The organism is Archangium sp. (assembly GCF_036277355.1).
GTDB lineage: Bacteria > Myxococcota > Myxococcia > Myxococcales > Myxococcaceae > Archangium.
Genome location: NZ_DASUNC010000035.1, coordinates 15,729 through 31,229, shown reverse-complemented (window position 1 = coordinate 31,229; position 15,501 = coordinate 15,729). Strand labels below are relative to the sequence as shown.

Here is a 15,501-nt window from a genome sequence, read left to right as displayed (position 1 = left end):
CTCAGAAGGGAGGGGCATCCGCCTCGGAGTACCACGCCCGTCCCTCGCCCAGGTGGTGGCGGAGCCGGCCGCGCTTCCCGGTGTAGTGCTCGGCGGCATGCGCGGCGAGCCTTCCGGACAGCAGCACCGGAGAGATTCCCATCGACAGCACACCCTGGCCGGCCAGGAAGAGGCCTTCCACGGGCGTGCGCGTGCGGAAGCGGTGGAGTCCGGCCTGCCGCGGCGTCATCGCGGGGCCGTACACGCCTCCATGCGGCGCGCGCAGCGAATCCAGCCAGGTGAGCGGCGTGGCCACCTCCCGCACGGCGATGTCCCCGACGAGGCCTGGGAAGCGCGCCTCCACCTCATCCAGCATCCGGTCCGCGAGTCGCTCCTTGAACGCAGGGTAGTCCTCTCCCCGCGCGCCGGCCGGCAGGGAGGCCCAGCGCTCGAACATCGCCTCGGGGACGAACGTCACCACCTCCAGCGTCGAGCACCCGGGCGGCGCCAGGGAGCCCGTGGGGTCCTTGAGCGAGTTGGACGAGAGGAAGAGCGACAGCTCCGGCGGCAGCTCGCCCCGGCCGAGCGGCTCGAACTGGCCATCGAGGTCCGTGGCCGGGTGGCTCCAGAGGTTCGCGGCGCTCATGCCATGCTGGCGCAGGTCGCGGCGCAGGCCCAGGTAGACGACGGCCATTCCCAACGAGGGCTCGGTGCGGGCCACGCGCGCGCGGAGCCTCGCGGGCAGGTGCTCGGGCCCGACGAGGTGGCCCAGCGTCACGGTGGGATCCACGTCGGACACGACGACGTCCGCCTCGAAGGGCTCTCCGTCCTCCAGCTCCACACCCGTGACGTGCCCCTGAGAGACGAGGATGCGCCGGGCCGCGGCGTGGGTGCGGAACGTGACGCCGTGCCCCCGCGCGGCGTCCACCAGGGCCTGGAGCAGGGCACCGCCGCCGCCCCTGGGGAAGTACGCCCCGTCGGAATAGTCCGCGATGATGCCGAGTGCCGCCAGCGCCGCCACCCGGCCCGGGGGCAGGCCCCAGTCAAAGCACATGGCGGACAGCGCCGCCCGCGCCCGCTCGTCCTTCAGGTGGTGCTGGAGGAGCTCGCCCCACGTCCTCCGGTTCCAGTGCCACAGCGCGGGCACGGCCCGCAGGGGCGCCAGGTCCGACGCATGGAGCCTTCCGTCGTGGGGCCGCACGCCGAGCGCCATCAATTGCCGCACGCGCCCCAGGAGTCCGAAGACCCCGGCCAGCCCCGCCTCCTCTTCCGGGAAGAGCGCCTGGAGACGCGCATGGAAGCGCTCGAGCCCCTTGCAGTTGCGCACCTCGAAGTCCGGGAAGCGGTAGATGTCGAAGCCGTCGGGCTCGAGCTCGCTGAAGAGGGCCGAGCTGTCGAGTCCCAGGGCCGCGAGCTGCCTGGACATGAACTGACCCGGACCGCACTGGCCGACGTAGTGGATGCCGACATCGAAGGTGAAGCCCTGGCGCTCGAAGGGCGCGAGGCTGCCCCCGAGGTGAGGACCCTGCTCCAGGGCCGTGACGTCGAAGCCGGAGCGCGCGAGGAAGCCCGCCGCCGCGAGGCCTCCAGCGCCGGTGCCGATCACCACTGCCTTGCGTGCCGCGTCCATGATGCGCCTCCTGTTCCTCGCCGGGCCCCTGACTAGAACGTAAGCCACTGGGGGCGCAGCAGCAGCAGCAACCCCAGCAGCACCATCACCGAGCCGCTGAGCAGCTTGAGCCAGCGCCCGGCGCGCTCCTGGAGCTTGTGGTGCCCGAGCGTCACCACGGCGAGGAGGACCATCACCGAGTCGTCGAGGATGTAGGCCACGTTGTAGAGGGCGAGGTACCCGTAGTACCCCCAGGTGGGCAGGTGCTGGAGGACGAGCAGCTCGGTATAGACGGCGGGGAGGCCCGCGGTGCAGGCCAGCTCGACGAGGTTGACGAGGAAGGCGAGCACCACCACGCCGCCGAGGGCGGGCAGCAGCGACCTCGCCTGGAGGAGCCGCCGCACGCGGGCATACAGGCCCGGCTTCGCGCTCTCGGGGATGGAGAGGGAGGGCCCGCGCTTGAATGCCAGGAAGTCCTTCACGTTGAGCACGCCGATGACGAGCGCCACCGCTCCCAGCACCACCTGCGTGAGGCGCGAGAGGCCCAGGTACAGGAAGACGTTGAGCCACGCCGCCATGAAGGCGAAGTAGACGAGCCCGCTGGTGAGCACGAAGGTGCCCGCCACGGCGAGCATCTTCCGCCGGCTGCGCAGGTTGACGAGCAGCGAGAGCAGGAACAGCAGCACCCACATGGCGCACGGGTTGAATCCGTCCAGCAGACCGATGAGGAGGGTGAAGGCGGGCAGGCCCCAGTCCTTCAGGCTCACCCGGCCCACCCAGGGCGCTTCGATGGAGTCCAGTGGCCCCCCGGGTGGACACCCGGGGGCTTCCCCGCCCACCGGACACACGGCCGCGTCCGGCGCTCCGGGGGCCTGTCCCTCGAGGAGGGCCACGAGCTGCCGGCCCGTCGTCTCGGGGCCGTTGAAGCCGACCAGCAGCCGCCCCGCCACGTGGAAGGCCGGCACGCCGAGACCTCCCGCGGGCCGCTGTCCGGCCAGCTCCTGGAGCCGGGCGAGTGCCTCGGGGTCCCTCACCACGTCGCGGTAATGCACCTGGAGCCCGGGCCGCTCGGCCTGGAGCTGGGAGAGAAACCGCTTCGCGTCCTCACAGCGCGGACACCCCTCGCGGACGAAGACCTCCAGCTCCACCGGCTCGGCAGGCGCCTTGGCCCGGGCGCCGGACGCGGCCAGCAGTCCCGCCGCGAGCAGTCCGAACACCCGGGCCCGCGGGGGGGAGCGCACGGCGCGAGGCGCGAGGCCCGTGCGGCGCACCCAGGCCTTGCGCGCCTCCTCCAGCAGCAGCATCCCGGCCGCGAAGGGGAGGATGAACAGCCACACGGACGCCGGCAGCGCGGCCGTGCCGAAGAGGAGCTGGCCCGAGGGCCGCTGGGAGTCCGACAGCCGCCGCAGTTGCGCGCCGGTGAGCACGACGGGCGTCTCCAACTGGCGCAGCGAGGCGATGGCGCGCTCGGCCCGGTACTCCTGGAGGAAGGTGAGGGGGTGGAGCTTCATGCCATGCCGAGCGGGTGCTCGAGGAAGCATGGGACGTGTGGCCGGAGCGGGCACCCCGCCCGGGAGGGCTCCCCGCCGTGCCGCTCCGGGCCCGGTTCAGCGCTCGCCGAGCAGCCTGCTCCGCCGGGGTCCGGCACGCAGCAACTCCGGTCTCGCCCCGATGCACTCGCGGATGTACCCGGCCGCCTCCTCCACCGAGTCCGTGATGACGAGCCGCTTCACGTCCTCCGCGTCGATGGCCCCCGCGGCCAGCATCGTCCCGCGCAGGAAGTCCACCAGCGGCTGCCAGTAGTCCCGGCCCATCAACACCAGCGGGAAGCCGCGGATCTTCCCCGTCTGGATGAGCACCGCCGTCTCGAAGATCTCATCCATCGTCCCGAAGCCGCCCGGGAAGGCCACGAAGGCGTACGAGTACTTCACCAGCATCAGCTTGCGGACGAAGAAGTAACGGAACTCGACGAAGGTATCGAGGTACGCGTTGGGCTTCTGCTCATGGGGCAGCTGGATGTTGCAGCCCACCGAGCGGCCGCCCGCCTCGCGCGCCCCCCGGTTCGCCGCCTCCATGATGCCGGGCCCGCCGCCCGTCATCACCGTGAAGCCCTGCCGGGCCATCTCCGCTCCCATGCGCCGCGCCTGCTCGTAGGCCCCATGCTCCGGGCCGAAGCGCGCCGAGCCGAACACCGTCACGCACGGGCCCACGAAGTGCAGCGTGCGGAAGCCCTTGATGCACTCGCCGAAGATGCGCAACGCCCGGGCCAGCTCCGACCCGCGGGGCCGTGCTCCTTCCAGGAAGATGCGCTCCTCGTGGGCGCGTGTCCCCTTGCCCCACTGCGCGTCGGGTGAAGCCGTGGGCTCCGGTCTCCGGGTGTCGTCCGCTGGCACGGCGGGCGAGTGTAGCGCGGCTGTGCGCCATTGAGCGTGTTTCCCTCCCCGGAGCGCAGGAGCCGGAGGGCTCTTCAGTGAACATCTTCCTTCCACCGTGAAGGCGCTCGATCGCAAGCTGCTGAGGGATCTGGGGCTCCTCAAGGGGCAGGTGTTCACCGTGGCCCTGGTGGTGGCCGCGGGCATCGCCGTCTACGTGACGGCGCTGAGCACGTACCAGTCCATGGCCGCCTCGCAACGTGTGTACTACGAGGGCTCGCGCTTCGCGGACGTGTTCGCCCGCCTGGAGCGCGCGCCGGAGCGGGTGCTGGCGGAGCTGGAGACGCTGCCGGGCGTGGCCGAGGTGGAGGCGCGGCTGGTGGAGGAGGTGCTGCTGGACATGCCGGGCATGGCCGAGCCGGTGTCGGGGCGGATCGTCTCCATCCCGGGAGGGCAGGGGCCGCGGCTCAACCGGTTGGACGTGTTGCGCGGCCGCAGGGTGGCGCCGGGCCAGGCCCACGAGGTGCTGGTGAGCGAGGCCTTCGCCAAAGCGCACCGGCTGGAGCCGGGAGACGCCGTGGTCGCGGTGCTGGGCGGCCGGCGGGCGGAGCTGCGCGTGGTGGGGGTGGCCCTGTCTCCCGAGTACATCTACGCCGCGGCGCCCGGAGGGCTCAACGACGATGAGCGGCACTTCGGCGTCTTCTGGATGGATCGCGAGGTGATGGCGCCGGCCTTCCACATGGAGGGGGCCTTCAACGACGTGGTCTTCCGGCTGGCTCCCGGGGCCCGGACGGAGGATGTGCTGGACGCGGTGGACCGGGTGCTCGCGCCCCATGGCGGCGTGGGCGCGTACGGACGTGACCAGCAGCTGTCCCACCGCATCGTGGAGGGCGAGCTGGAGGGCCTGGAGGTCGAGGCCCGGGTGATGCCACTCATCTTCATGGCCGTGGCGGCCTTCCTCGTCAACGTGGTGCTGTCGAGGCTGGTGGGCATCCAGCGCGAGCAGATCGCCGCGCTCAAGGCCGTGGGGTACTCGAACGCGCGGGTGGGGTGGCACTACCTGAAGCTGGTGCTGGGGGTGGTGGGCCTGGGGGCCGGGGTGGGGGTGGGGCTGGGGACGTGGCTGGGGCGGCTCTACACGGGCGTGTACATGGACGTGTTCCACTTCCCGGTGTTCGTCTACCGGCTGGAGTGGAGGACGGTGGCGGGCGCGGTGGCGTTGAACGCCCTGGCCGCGGCGCTGGGGGCGTTGAGCTCGGTGGGCCGGGCGGTGCGGTTGCCGCCCGCGGAGGCCATGCGGCCCGAGTCGCCGCCCCGCTACCGCCCCACCGTGCTGGAGCGGATGGGGTTGCACCGGATGCTCTCGCAGAGCGGGCGCATGGTGCTGCGCGACCTGGAGCGCCGCCCGCTGCGGCTGATGATGTCCGTGCTGGGCATCGCCCTGGCCGTGAGCATTCCCGCCGTCACCCGCTACTTCGTGGACTCCGTCTGCTACGTGATGGATGTGCAGTACGAGCTCGTCCAGCGGGAGGACCTGGTGGTCGTCTTCCGCGAGCCGGTGCCGGCGCGGGCCGTCCACGAGCTGGAGCAACTCCCGGGGGTGCGGCACGGCGAGCCCCTGCGCGAGCTGCCGGTGCGGTTGGAGGCGGGGCCGCTCAGCCGGGAGGTGGTGGTGTCCGGACTGCCCGCGGGAGGAGCGCACCGGCGGGTGCTGGACTCGAAGCTGCGCGAGGTGCCCCTGGAGGGGGGCGGACTGATCCTCGGGAGCGAGCTGGCCCGGCGCCTGGGCGTGGAGGCGGGAGACACCGTGTGGATGCACGTGCTCGAGGGCGAGCGGCAGGTGCTCCAGGTGCGCGTGGCGCGGCTGGTGGATGATTGGATCGGCCTGTCGGCCTACATGGATCTGGACGCGATGGCGCGGCTGCTGGGGGAGGAGCGGACCGTCTCCGCCGCCACCCTGTGGGTGGATCCTCTCCAGCTCGACGCGCTCCAGGCCCGTCTCAAGCAGCTGCCCGGCATCCTGGGCGTCGCGCGCAAGGAGCTGGCGCGGCAGCACTTCGAGGAGACCAACGCCCAGGTCCTGCTCGTCTTCACCCTGGCGTTCTCCATCTTCGCGGTGATCATCTCGGTGGGCATCGTCTACAACAATGCCCGGGTGACGCTCGCGGTGAGGGCCAGGGACCTGGCCACGCTGCGGGTGCTCGGCTTCACCCGCCGGGAGATCTCCTGGGTGCTGCTGGGAGAGCTGGCGGTGAGCCTGTTGCTGGCGCTGCCGGTGGGGCTCCTGCTGGGGCGGTGGATCGCCCGGGCCATGTCCTCCGCGTTGGTGGACACCGAGATGATCCGCCTGCCCACCTTCATCACCCCCGCCTCCTCGGCCTTCGCCGTGCTGGTGGTGCTGGGCGCCGGACTGCTGAGCGCGCTGCTGGTGCGGCGGCGGTTGGATCATCTGGATCTCATCGGCGTGTTGAAGACGCGGGAGTAGGGGGCGCGCGATGAAATGGGTGAAGAGAGGACTCCTGGTGCTGCTGGCCCTCCTGCTGGTGGGGAGCCTCGTGCGGGCCTTCCTGCCCAAGCCGGTGGAGGTGGAGCTGGCGCCGGTGGAGCGGGGCCCCTTCGAGGTGACCGTCACCGAGCCGGGAAGGACGCGGGTGAAGGAGCGGTATGTGCTCTCGGCGCCGCTGGGCGGGCACCTGGAGCGCATCACCCTGGAGCCCGGGGACGAGGTGAAGGCGGGGCGGACGGTGGCGCGGCTGACGGCGCTGGAGCCGCAGTTGTTGGATCCCCGCAGCCGGGCGCAGGCGGAGGCGCGGGTGGGGGCGGCGCGGGCGGCGAGCCGGCAGGCACGGGCCGAGCTGGCGCGGGCGAACGAGGCGCTGAACTTCGCGCGCTCGGAGCTGAAGCGGCAGCGGACGCTGGCGAAGGCGGGCGTCATCCCCTCGCGCACGCTGGAGGAGGCGGAGACGGAGGTGCGCACGCGCGCGCAGGCGCTGGCCTCGGCGCGGGCCGGGGTGCGCGTGGCCGATCAGGAGCTGGCGGGGGCTCGCGCGGCCCTCCTGCGCATGCGGGCCGAGGGCCAGGGCGTAGGCGGCTCGGGCGGGGGGAACGACGAGGTGCTGGAGGTCCGCTCACCGGTGGACGGCTGGGTGTTGAAGGTGACGCAGGAGAGCGAGGGCACGGTGGCGGCCGGGGCGCCCCTGATGGAGGTGGGGGACCCGCGGCGGCTCGAGGTGGTGACGGACGTGCTGACGGAGGACGCGGTCCGTCTGGAGCCCGGGTCCCGGGTGCGCATCCTGCAGTGGGGAGGGGGCTACCCGTTGGAGGGCAAGGTGCTGCGCGTGGAGCCCTCGGCCTTCACGGAGACGTCCGCGCTGGGCGTGGAGGAGCAGCGGGTCAACGTCATCACCTCGCTGGAGGAGCCATTGGAGCGGCGGGCCTCGCTGGGAGATGGCTTCCGGGTGCAGACGCGGATGACGCTGTGGGAAGGCCAGGACGTCGTCAGCGTGCCGGAGAACGCGCTGTTCCGCCGGGGCGAGGGCTGGGCCGTGTTCGTCGCGGACGCGGGCAGGGTGCGGCTGCGGCAGGTGAAGGTGGGGCAGCGCAACGGGCTCCGGGCGCAGATCCTCGAGGGGCTCGAGCCCGGAGCCCAGGTGATCGTCCACCCCGGTGCGAGCGTGAAGGACGGCGTGGCCTATACCCCGCGGCGGGTGGAGTAGGCCGCGGGAGGGAGGAAGCCTCCAGCTCGGGCGCGCGGGCCCTGCCCGGAGGGACGAGGCGGACGTCCAGTGAGTGAAGGGAGAGGCCGCGAGCGTTCGCCGGATGACGGGCGGGCCCGCCGTCGCTCGCGAGCGCACGGGGCCGGTGCCTAGGCTGCCGGGCCGCGCACCCGAGTCCTCGGTTCCCGGAGGCCGTATGCCTGAAGCCGTGAAGGAGCGCTTTGTCCTGTCCGTGGAGGGATTGGAGGCCCTGTTGGTGGCACTGCGGGGCGATGGCTGGCGGTTGATGGGCCCCACCGTGCGGGACGGTGCCATCGACCACGCGGAGATCCGCGGAGTGGTGGATCTGCCCCGGGGCATGACGGAGGTGCAGGAAGCGGGCACCTACCGGCTGGCCCGGCGCGAGGATGGAGCGCTCTTCGGCTATTCGGTGGGCCCCAGGTCCTGGAAGCATCTGCTCTTCCTCCCGAAGCTGCGGCTCTTCCGGGCGCACCGCCAGGAGGAGGGCTTCCAGGTGGAGCCGGAGTCCACCGAGCCGCCCCGGCTGGCGCTCATCGGCGCGCGCTCGTGTGACCTGCACGCCATCGCCGTCCAGGACCGCACCTTCCTGGAGGGGCCCTACAAGGATCCGGACTACGCGGCGCGCCGCGAGCGGCTCTTCGTGGTGGCGGTGAACTGCGGGCAGGCGGGAGGCACCTGCTTCTGTGTCTCGATGAAGACCGGCCCCCGCGTCACCTCCGGCTTCGACGTGGCCCTCACCGAGCTGCTCGAGGGGGGACACCGTTTCCTCGCGGAGCCGGGCAGCGAGCGTGGCGCGGCGTTGCTGGCACGCGTGGGCGCCGTGCCCGCCGGGGAGCCGGACGCACGGGCCGCGGACGCGGTGGTGGAGCGCACCGCCCGGAGCATGGGCCGCGCCATGGACACCACGGACATCAAGGAGCTGCTCTACCGCAACCTGGAGCACCCGCGTTGGGACAACGTGGCCGAGCGCTGCCTGGGCTGCACCAACTGCACCCTGGTGTGCCCCACCTGCTTCTGCTCCACGGTGGAGGACACGACGGACCTGCTCGGCGGCGTGGCCGAGCGCTGGCGGCGCTGGGACTCGTGCTTCACCCTGGACCACTCGCACCTGCACGGCGGCAGCGTCCGTCACGCCACCCGCTCGCGCTACCGGCAGTGGCTCACGCACAAGGTCGCGAGCTGGTGGGATCAATTCGGCACCTCGGGGTGCACCGGCTGCGGGCGCTGCATCACCTGGTGCCCGGTGGGCATCGACATCACCGAGGAGGTGGCCGCCATCCGCGCCACCGACGGGGCCCGGCCCGGCGCGTGACAGGAGACGACCCATGGCTTCCCCGCTGCCGCCCCTCGAGGAGCACCCCTTCCTGCGCGGACTGTCCCCCGAGCAGGTGAAGGCCATTGCCTGTGACGTGCGCGAGGTGTCCTTCCCCGCGGGCGCCTTGCTGCTGCGCGAGGGGGACGAGGCCCACTCGCTCTTCCTGCTGCGCTCCGGCCGCGTGTCGCTGGAACTGACCGTTCCCGGGCAGGGGCCCCGCCAGCTCGAGTCTCTGAAGGCCGGCGACATCCTCGGATTGTCCTGGCTCTTTCCTCCCTACCGCTGGCACCTGGACGCGCGGGCCGTGGAGCCCGTGGAGGCCTTCGCGCTCGGCGCCGCGTGCCTGCGCGGCCCCAGTCCCGAGCACCCCGTGCTGGAGCCCGCCCTGGCCATGCGCCTGCTGCGCCAGCTCTACGAGCGCCTGGAGCGCGTCCGCATGCAGCGGTTGGATGTTTACGAGGCGGCCCGATGATGCCCGAGCCCCTGCGCGTGCGGAGCCTCCGCCGCGAGACGGCGGACACGTTCACCGTGTCGCTGGATGTGTCGGATCGTCCCGGGGGTTTTCCCTTCCAGCCGGGCCAGTTCAACATGCTGTATGCCTTCGGGGTGGGGGAGGTGGCCATCTCCATCAGCGGAGACCCGGCGCGCCCGGGCGAGCTGCTCCACACGATTCGCACGGTGGGCTCCGTCACCGAGGCGCTCCGCCGCGTGGGCCGGGGAGGGCGGATGGGGGTGCGAGGCCCCTATGGCCGGCCGTGGCCCCTGGAGCAGGCGCGGGGCCTGGACGTGGTGGTGGTGGCCGGAGGGCTCGGACTCGCCCCGCTGCGCTCCGCCATCCTCCACCTGCTGCGCCACCGCGAGGCGTACGGCCGGGTGTCCGTGTTGGTGGGGGCTCGCACGCCGGAGGGGCTGCTGTACCGCCGCGAGCTGGACCGCTGGCGGGCGGACCCCCGGTTGAAGGTGCTCGTCACCGTGGACCAGGCGGGCCCTGAGTGGAAGGGCCACGTGGGCGTGGTGCCCGCGCTGCTGCGGGACGTGGAGATGGAGCCGTCGCGCACCGTGGCCCTGATGTGCGGGCCCGAGGTGATGATGCGCTTCACCGTGCGCGAGCTGGAGCGCCAGGGCGTGCCCGACTCGCGCATCCACCTGTCCCTGGAGCGCAACATGAAGTGCGCGGTGGGCTTCTGCGGCCACTGCCAGCTCGTCCCGCTCTTCGTGTGCAAGGACGGGCCGGTGCTCTCCTACGACCGGCTCCGCCCCTTCATCAACCTCCGCGAGGTGTGAGATGGCCCGCCGGAAGAGACCCTCGCTCGCCGTGTGGAAGTTCGCCTCGTGCGACGGGTGCCAGCTCACCGTGTTGGATATGGAGGACGAGCTGCTCGCGCTGGCGGATGCCATGCGCTTCGCGTACTTCGCCGAGGCCACCAGCACGGCGCTGAAGGGGCCCTACGACGTGTCGCTCGTGGATGGCTCCATCACCACCCCCGCGGACGCCGAGCGCATCCGCGAGGTGCGGCGCGTGTCCCGGTACATGGTGAGCATCGGGGCGTGCGCCACGGCGGGCGGCATCCAGGCGCTGCGCAACTTCCGGGACGTGCGCGAGTTCCTCTCCACCGTCTACGCGAAGCCCGAGTACATCGAGACGCTGGCCACCTCCACCGCCATCGCGGACCACGTGCCCGTGGACTTCGAGCTGCGGGGCTGCCCCATCGACAAGCGGCAGTTGCTGGAGGTGCTCAGCGCCTTCCTCAACGGGCGGCGGCCCAACATCCCGGCGCACAGCGTGTGCGTGGAGTGCAAGCTGCGCGGCAACGTGTGTGTGATGGTGACGGGCACGCCTTGTCTGGGGCCGGTGACCCACGCCGGCTGTGGTGCCCTCTGCCCCACGTACCACCGCGGCTGCTACGGCTGCTTCGGGCCCATGGAGGTGCCCAACACGCCCTCGCTGGCGCGGGCCTTCCAGGCGGCGGGGTGCTCGGAGACGGAGCTCGTCCGCTCCTTCCGCAACTTCAACGCCAATGCCCCCGCCTTCCGCGAGGAGAGCGAGCGCCATGACGAATAAGACGCGCACCCTCGATGTGAACTACCTCACGCGCGTGGAGGGCGAGGCCTCGCTCACGGTCCGGCTGGAGGGCGACAAGGCCACGGACGTGCGCCTGGCCATCTTCGAGCCGCCCCGCTTCTTCGAGGCCCTGCTGCGCGGGCGCTCGTACCTGGAGGCGCCCGACATCACCTCGCGCATCTGCGGCATCTGCCCGGTGGCGTACCTGATGAGCGCCTGTCTCGCCGTGGAGGACGCGCTGGGCGTGACGGTGGAGGGGCCGCTCCGCTCGCTGCGCCGCCTCCTCTATTGCGGCGAGTGGATTGAGAGTCACGGGCTGCATGTCTTCCTGCTGCACGCGCCGGACTTCCTCGGCTACCCGGACGCGCTCTCCATGGCGAAGCAGCATGGCGAGTGGGTGCAGCGGGGCCTGCGCATCAAGAAGGCGGGCAACTCGCTCGTCGCCCTCATGGGCGGCAGGTCCATCCACCCCATCAACGTGCGCGTGGGCGGCTTCTACAAGGCCCCCACCCGCGCCGAGCTGGAGCCGCTCCTCCCCGAGCTGCGCTGGGGCCGCGACGCCACCGCCGAGTCACTGGAGTGGATGGCCCGCTTCCCCTTTCCGGAGCTGGAGCGCGCCTACGAGTTCGTCTCGCTGCGCCACCCGAGCGAGTACCCGATCACCGGGGGACGGGTGGTGTCCTCGGAGGGGCTGGACATCGACGTGCGCGAGTGGGACGCGCACTTCGTGGAGGAGCAGGTGCCGTACACGCATGCGCTGCACGCGCGGCGCGTGGGGCGGGGCGCCTACCTGTGCGGCCCGCTGGCCCGCTTCAACCTCAACTTCGACAGGCTGCATCCCTCGGTGCAGGAGGCCGCCCGGAGGGTGGGGCTGTCCGTGCCGTGCCGCAATCCCTTCCGCGCGCTGCTCGTGCGGCTGGTGGAGATGCTCCAGGCCTTCACCGAGGCCATCCGCCTCATCGAGGAGTACGCGGAGCCCACGGTGCCCCACGTGGACACGCCGCCCCGGGCCGCCACGGGCTACGGCGCCACCGAGGCCCCGCGCGGGTTGCTCTACCACCGCTACACGCTCGACGCGGACGGCGCCATCCTGGACGCCCGCATCGTCCCGCCCACCTCGCAGAATCAGCTCTCCATCGAGGACGATCTGCGCGAGCTGGCGCCCCAGCTCGCCTCGCGGGCCCATGCGGAGGCCACCCGGCTGGCCGAGCAGGCCATCCGCAACCACGACCCGTGCATCTCCTGCGCGACGCACTTCCTCACCCTGAAGGTGGAGCGGACATGAGCGGACGGATACGCGTCATCGGACTCGGGCAGGCGGCGGCCGGCGATGATCAGGTGGGGCTCGCCGTCATCGAGCACCTGCGCTCGCGCGGGGCCCCCGGGCACCTGGAGTTGCTGTGCGCCCCCGAGCCGAGCGCGCTCCTGCCGCTGCTGGAGACACCGGCCCCGGTGGTGCTGGTGGACGCGGTGCTGGCCGCCCCCGCGGGCGAGGTGCTCGTGCTGGAGCCGGACGAGCTGGAGCAGCGGGGACTCTCCACGATGTCCACGCACGGGCTCGGGGTGGCGCAGGCGGTGGCGCTGGCGCGGCTGCTGTCGCCCTCGGTGGTGTCGCCGTCCATCCGCGTCGTCGGGGTGAGCATCTCCCGGCCGGAGCGTTTCCGGCGGGGGCTCTCGCCCGAGGTGGCCGCCGCCGTCCCGCGCGCCGCCGAGCAGGTCCTTCGTACCGTCTTCTCTTCCGGCGAGGAGCACCGTCATGCATGAGTCCACGCTTGCCCGGCAGGTGCTCGAGACCGTCCTCCAGCGCTCCATGGCCGAGGGGGCCTCGCGCGTGCGCGTGGTGCGGGGCTGGGTGGCGGAGACCGAGTCCCTGTCCGCCGACAGCCTGTCCTTCCATTTCACCGCCCACGCCCGGGGCACGAGCGCGGAAGGAGCGCGGCTGCTGTTGGACCTCATCCACGTGGAGGCGCGTTGCCGGACGTGTGGCCGCACCTATGCCCCCGAGCACCACCTGCTGCTGTGCCCCGGTTGTGGGAGCACCGAGGGGGAGCAGCTCGGACAGACGGGGCTCGCCATCACCTCCATCGAGGTGGAGTAGGGGATGGTGCGGCGGGCCATCACCGTGCAGGGGGTGGTGCAGGGCGTGGGCTTCCGGCCCTTCGTCCATGGCGCGGCCACGGCCCGGGGGCTGGGCGGCTGGGTCCGCAACCGCACCGATGGGGTCCGCATCGAGGTGGAAGGGCCCGTGACCGCCGTGGAGGATTTCGTGAGGGCCCTCGCGAGTGAGGCCCCACCGGCGGCCCGGCTCACGCGCGTCGACGTCTCCGACGTGCCGCTCCAGCACGAGCACGCCTTCCACATTCTCGAGAGCGACGCGGAGGCTCCTCCGAGGCCGGCCGTGCCCGCGGACCTGGCCACCTGCCCGGAGTGTCTGGCGGAAGTGGCCTCGCCCGGGGAGCGGCGCTTCCGCTATCCGTTCACCAACTGCACGCGCTGCGGGCCTCGCTGGACGCTCATCGAGTCCCTGCCGTACGACCGCTCGCGCACGGCCATGCGGCGCTTCGAGCCCTGCGCGGACTGCGCGGCCGAGTACCGCGACGTGCGGGACCGGCGCTTCCATGCCCAGCCCATCGCGTGCCCGGTATGCGGGCCACGGGTGTCCCTGCTGTCGCCGGACGGGGCGCGGCTCGCGGAGGGAGACGCGGCGCTCCGGGAGGCGGCGGAGACGGTGCGCTCGGGCCGGGTGCTCGCCCTCCGGGGCCTGGGCGGCTTCCAGTTGCTGGTGGATGCCACGAGCCCCGAGGCCGTGGGGCTCCTGCGCCAGCGCAAGCACCGCCCGGAGAAGCCCTTCGCGGTGATGTTTCCCTCCCTGGAGGCGCTGCGCCCGGTGTGCGGAGTGTCCCTGGAGGAAGAGGCGGTGCTGACCTCCTCGGCGGCGCCCATCCTGCTGCTCCGGAGGCGGGCGCCCGGCGTGGCGGGGGAGGGCGTCGTGGAGGACGTGGCCCCCGGCAATCCCTGGCTCGGGGCGCTCCTGCCGTATACGCCGCTGCACCGGTTGTTGCTCGACGCGGTGGGCCGCCCCGTGGTGTGCACCAGCGGGAACCTCTCCGACGAGCCCCTCTGCACCGGCGAGGCGGAGGCCCTGGAGCGGCTGCGCGAGGTGGCGGACTGCTTCCTGATGCATGACCGGCCCATCGTCCGCCCGGTGGATGACTCCGTGGCGCGCATGACGCCCGAGGGGCTGCAGGTGCTGCGGCGTGCCCGCGGGTATGCGCCCCTTCCGCTGCCACTTCCGGGGGCCCCGTGCCTGCTGGGGCTGGGGGGACAGTTGAAGAGCACGGTGGCCCTGTGCGTGGGCGAGCAGGTGGTGGTGAGCCAGCACCTCGGGGATCTCGGCTCGCTGGAGGGCTCGCGGCTCCTGGAGCGGACCGTGGAGGATCTGCTGCGGTTGTTGGAGGCGCGTCCGGTGGCGCTCGCGTGCGACCTCCATCCGGACTACGCCTCCACGCGGCTCGCCGAGCGGCTCTCGGGCGCATGGGGTGTGCCGCTCGTGCGTGTGCAGCATCACCACGCCCATGTGGCGGCCTGCATGGCCGAGCACGGACTCTCGGGTCCAGTGCTCGGCCTCGCCTGGGATGGAGCCGGGCTCGGCACGGATGGCACGTTGTGGGGAGGGGAGGCGCTCGTCGTCGAGGGGGCCGGGTTTCGCCGCGTGGCGCACGTGCGTCCCTTCTCCCTGCCGGGCGGCGAGCGGGCCCTGCGCGAGCCGAGGCGGGCGGCGCTCGGGTTGCTGTACGAGGTGGAAGGGGCGGGGGCCGTCGAGCACCTCCGCGAGGCCTTCGCGGCGCGTGAGGGAGAGGTTCTCCTGACGATGCTCGAGCGGGGCGTGCAGTCCCCGAGGACCACCAGCATGGGCCGGCTGTTCGATGCCGTCGCCGCGCTCTCGGGGATTCGCGCGCGTGCGGGCTTCGAGGGACAGGCGGCCATGGCGCTCGAGTACGCGGCGGGGGAAGGGGAGGCGGAGCCCTATCCACTGCCGCTGGGAGACGGAGCGCCCGCGGTAGCGGATTGGGAGCCGCTCATCCGGGAGCTCCTGGCGGACCGGAAGCGAGGCGTGCCACCGCCGATCATGGCGGCCCGGTTCCATGCCGCGCTGGCCGTGCTCGCCGAGTCCATCGCGGTGCGGGTGGGCCTGCCGCGCGTGGTGCTCTCGGGCGGTTGTTTCCAGAACCCGCGCCTGCTGCGGGATGTCCAGGCGCGGTTGCGTGCGCGGGGCTTCGAGGTGTTTTCACCCCGGCAGTACCCCCCGAATGATGGAGGACTGTCCCTGGGACAGGTCGCGGTCGCGGCCCGCGTTCAAGGCGCTCGCCTGCAGCTTTGTGCTATGCCCGTTCAACTCCATGCGCATGCCCTTCCTCGATAATGGT

General features: G+C 72.3%; 13 protein-coding genes. 10 read left to right on the top strand and 3 right to left on the bottom strand.

All coding sequences use genetic code 11. From position 1 onward, the window contains the following. Position 1 precedes the first annotated feature (1 nt). From VFZ09_RS08680 to VFZ09_RS08670, 3 genes are all read right to left on the bottom strand, one after another. The gene (locus VFZ09_RS08680) at positions 2 to 1,609 is read right to left on the bottom strand and encodes an NAD(P)/FAD-dependent oxidoreductase (RefSeq protein ID WP_329727031.1); all 1,608 of its coding nucleotides are present in this window, start codon (positions 1,607 to 1,609) and stop codon (positions 2 to 4) included. Between the two features lie 32 nt (positions 1,610 to 1,641). Continuing rightward, on the bottom strand, positions 1,642 to 3,099 hold the full coding sequence (locus VFZ09_RS08675; RefSeq protein ID WP_329727030.1) for a glutaredoxin family protein: 1,458 nt from the start codon (positions 3,097 to 3,099) through the stop codon (positions 1,642 to 1,644). A 96-nt stretch (positions 3,100 to 3,195) separates the two neighbouring features. Then, positions 3,196 to 3,981: a TIGR00730 family Rossman fold protein gene (locus tag VFZ09_RS08670; RefSeq protein ID WP_329727029.1), complete on the bottom strand. Its 786-nt coding sequence runs from the start codon at positions 3,979 to 3,981 to the stop codon at positions 3,196 to 3,198. Between the two features lie 97 nt (positions 3,982 to 4,078). Between VFZ09_RS08670 and VFZ09_RS08665 the strand changes: the two genes are divergently transcribed. The 10 genes from VFZ09_RS08665 (at position 4,079) to hypF (ending at position 15,497) form a co-directional block, all read left to right on the top strand. Then, the gene (locus tag VFZ09_RS08665) at positions 4,079 to 6,445 is read left to right on the top strand and encodes an FtsX-like permease family protein (RefSeq protein ID WP_329727028.1); all 2,367 of its coding nucleotides are present in this window, start codon (positions 4,079 to 4,081) and stop codon (positions 6,443 to 6,445) included. A gap of 19 nt (positions 6,446 to 6,464) precedes the next feature. Further along, a complete protein-coding gene (locus VFZ09_RS08660; RefSeq protein WP_329727027.1) occupies positions 6,465 to 7,676 on the top strand; it encodes an efflux RND transporter periplasmic adaptor subunit in 1,212 nt (403 codons plus the stop codon). A 196-nt stretch (positions 7,677 to 7,872) separates the two neighbouring features. Further along, complete coding sequence (locus VFZ09_RS08655; protein ID WP_329727026.1) at positions 7,873 to 9,009, top strand: 4Fe-4S dicluster domain-containing protein; 1,137 nt, start codon at positions 7,873 to 7,875, stop codon at positions 9,007 to 9,009. Positions 9,010 to 9,022: 13 nt separating this feature from the next. Continuing rightward, positions 9,023 to 9,484 (top strand): cyclic nucleotide-binding domain-containing protein, encoded by a 462-nt coding sequence (locus VFZ09_RS08650; protein ID WP_329727025.1) that lies wholly within the window; start codon positions 9,023 to 9,025, stop codon positions 9,482 to 9,484. Next, a complete protein-coding gene (locus tag VFZ09_RS08645) occupies positions 9,481 to 10,296 on the top strand; it encodes an FAD/NAD(P)-binding protein (protein ID WP_329727024.1) in 816 nt (271 codons plus the stop codon). Before VFZ09_RS08650 ends, VFZ09_RS08645 begins: the two co-directional genes overlap by 4 nt. Position 10,297: 1 nt before the next feature. Beyond that, positions 10,298 to 11,074, top strand: coding sequence for an oxidoreductase (locus tag VFZ09_RS08640; protein ID WP_329727023.1), 777 nt, complete (start codon positions 10,298 to 10,300; stop codon positions 11,072 to 11,074). Then, positions 11,064 to 12,359, top strand: a complete 1,296-nt coding sequence (locus VFZ09_RS08635; protein WP_329727022.1) for a Ni/Fe hydrogenase subunit alpha — start codon at positions 11,064 to 11,066, stop codon at positions 12,357 to 12,359. Before VFZ09_RS08640 ends, VFZ09_RS08635 begins: the two co-directional genes overlap by 11 nt. Continuing rightward, entirely contained in the window at positions 12,356 to 12,838 is a 483-nt protein-coding gene (locus VFZ09_RS08630; RefSeq protein WP_329727021.1) for a hydrogenase maturation protease, read from the top strand. Before VFZ09_RS08635 ends, VFZ09_RS08630 begins: the two co-directional genes overlap by 4 nt. Further along, positions 12,831 to 13,172, top strand: a complete 342-nt coding sequence (locus VFZ09_RS08625; protein WP_329727020.1) for a hydrogenase maturation nickel metallochaperone HypA — start codon at positions 12,831 to 12,833, stop codon at positions 13,170 to 13,172. The genes VFZ09_RS08630 and VFZ09_RS08625 overlap by 8 nt, the downstream gene beginning before the upstream one ends. Before the next feature lie 3 nt (positions 13,173 to 13,175). Continuing rightward, on the top strand, positions 13,176 to 15,497 hold the full coding sequence (gene hypF, locus VFZ09_RS08620; protein ID WP_329727019.1) for a carbamoyltransferase HypF: 2,322 nt from the start codon (positions 13,176 to 13,178) through the stop codon (positions 15,495 to 15,497). The last annotated feature ends 4 nt before the right edge of the window (positions 15,498 to 15,501 follow it).

Excerpts from the sequence above, each read along its gene's own strand:
- VFZ09_RS08675 (WP_329727030.1), bottom strand. The coding sequence starts at position 3,099 with ATGAAGCTCCACCCCCTCACCTTCCTCCAGGAGTACCGGGCCGAGCGC.
- VFZ09_RS08630 (WP_329727021.1), top strand. The coding sequence starts at position 12,356 with ATGAGCGGACGGATACGCGTCATCGGACTCGGGCAGGCGGCGGCCGGC.
- VFZ09_RS08640 (WP_329727023.1), top strand. The coding sequence starts at position 10,298 with ATGGCCCGCCGGAAGAGACCCTCGCTCGCCGTGTGGAAGTTCGCCTCG.
- VFZ09_RS08625 (WP_329727020.1), top strand. The coding sequence starts at position 12,831 with ATGCATGAGTCCACGCTTGCCCGGCAGGTGCTCGAGACCGTCCTCCAG.
- VFZ09_RS08645 (WP_329727024.1), top strand. The coding sequence starts at position 9,481 with ATGATGCCCGAGCCCCTGCGCGTGCGGAGCCTCCGCCGCGAGACGGCG.
- VFZ09_RS08655 (WP_329727026.1), top strand. The coding sequence starts at position 7,873 with ATGCCTGAAGCCGTGAAGGAGCGCTTTGTCCTGTCCGTGGAGGGATTG.
- VFZ09_RS08635 (WP_329727022.1), top strand. The coding sequence starts at position 11,064 with ATGACGAATAAGACGCGCACCCTCGATGTGAACTACCTCACGCGCGTG.
- VFZ09_RS08680 (WP_329727031.1), bottom strand. The coding sequence starts at position 1,609 with ATGGACGCGGCACGCAAGGCAGTGGTGATCGGCACCGGCGCTGGAGGC.
- hypF (WP_329727019.1), top strand. The coding sequence starts at position 13,176 with ATGGTGCGGCGGGCCATCACCGTGCAGGGGGTGGTGCAGGGCGTGGGC.
- VFZ09_RS08650 (WP_329727025.1), top strand. The coding sequence starts at position 9,023 with ATGGCTTCCCCGCTGCCGCCCCTCGAGGAGCACCCCTTCCTGCGCGGA.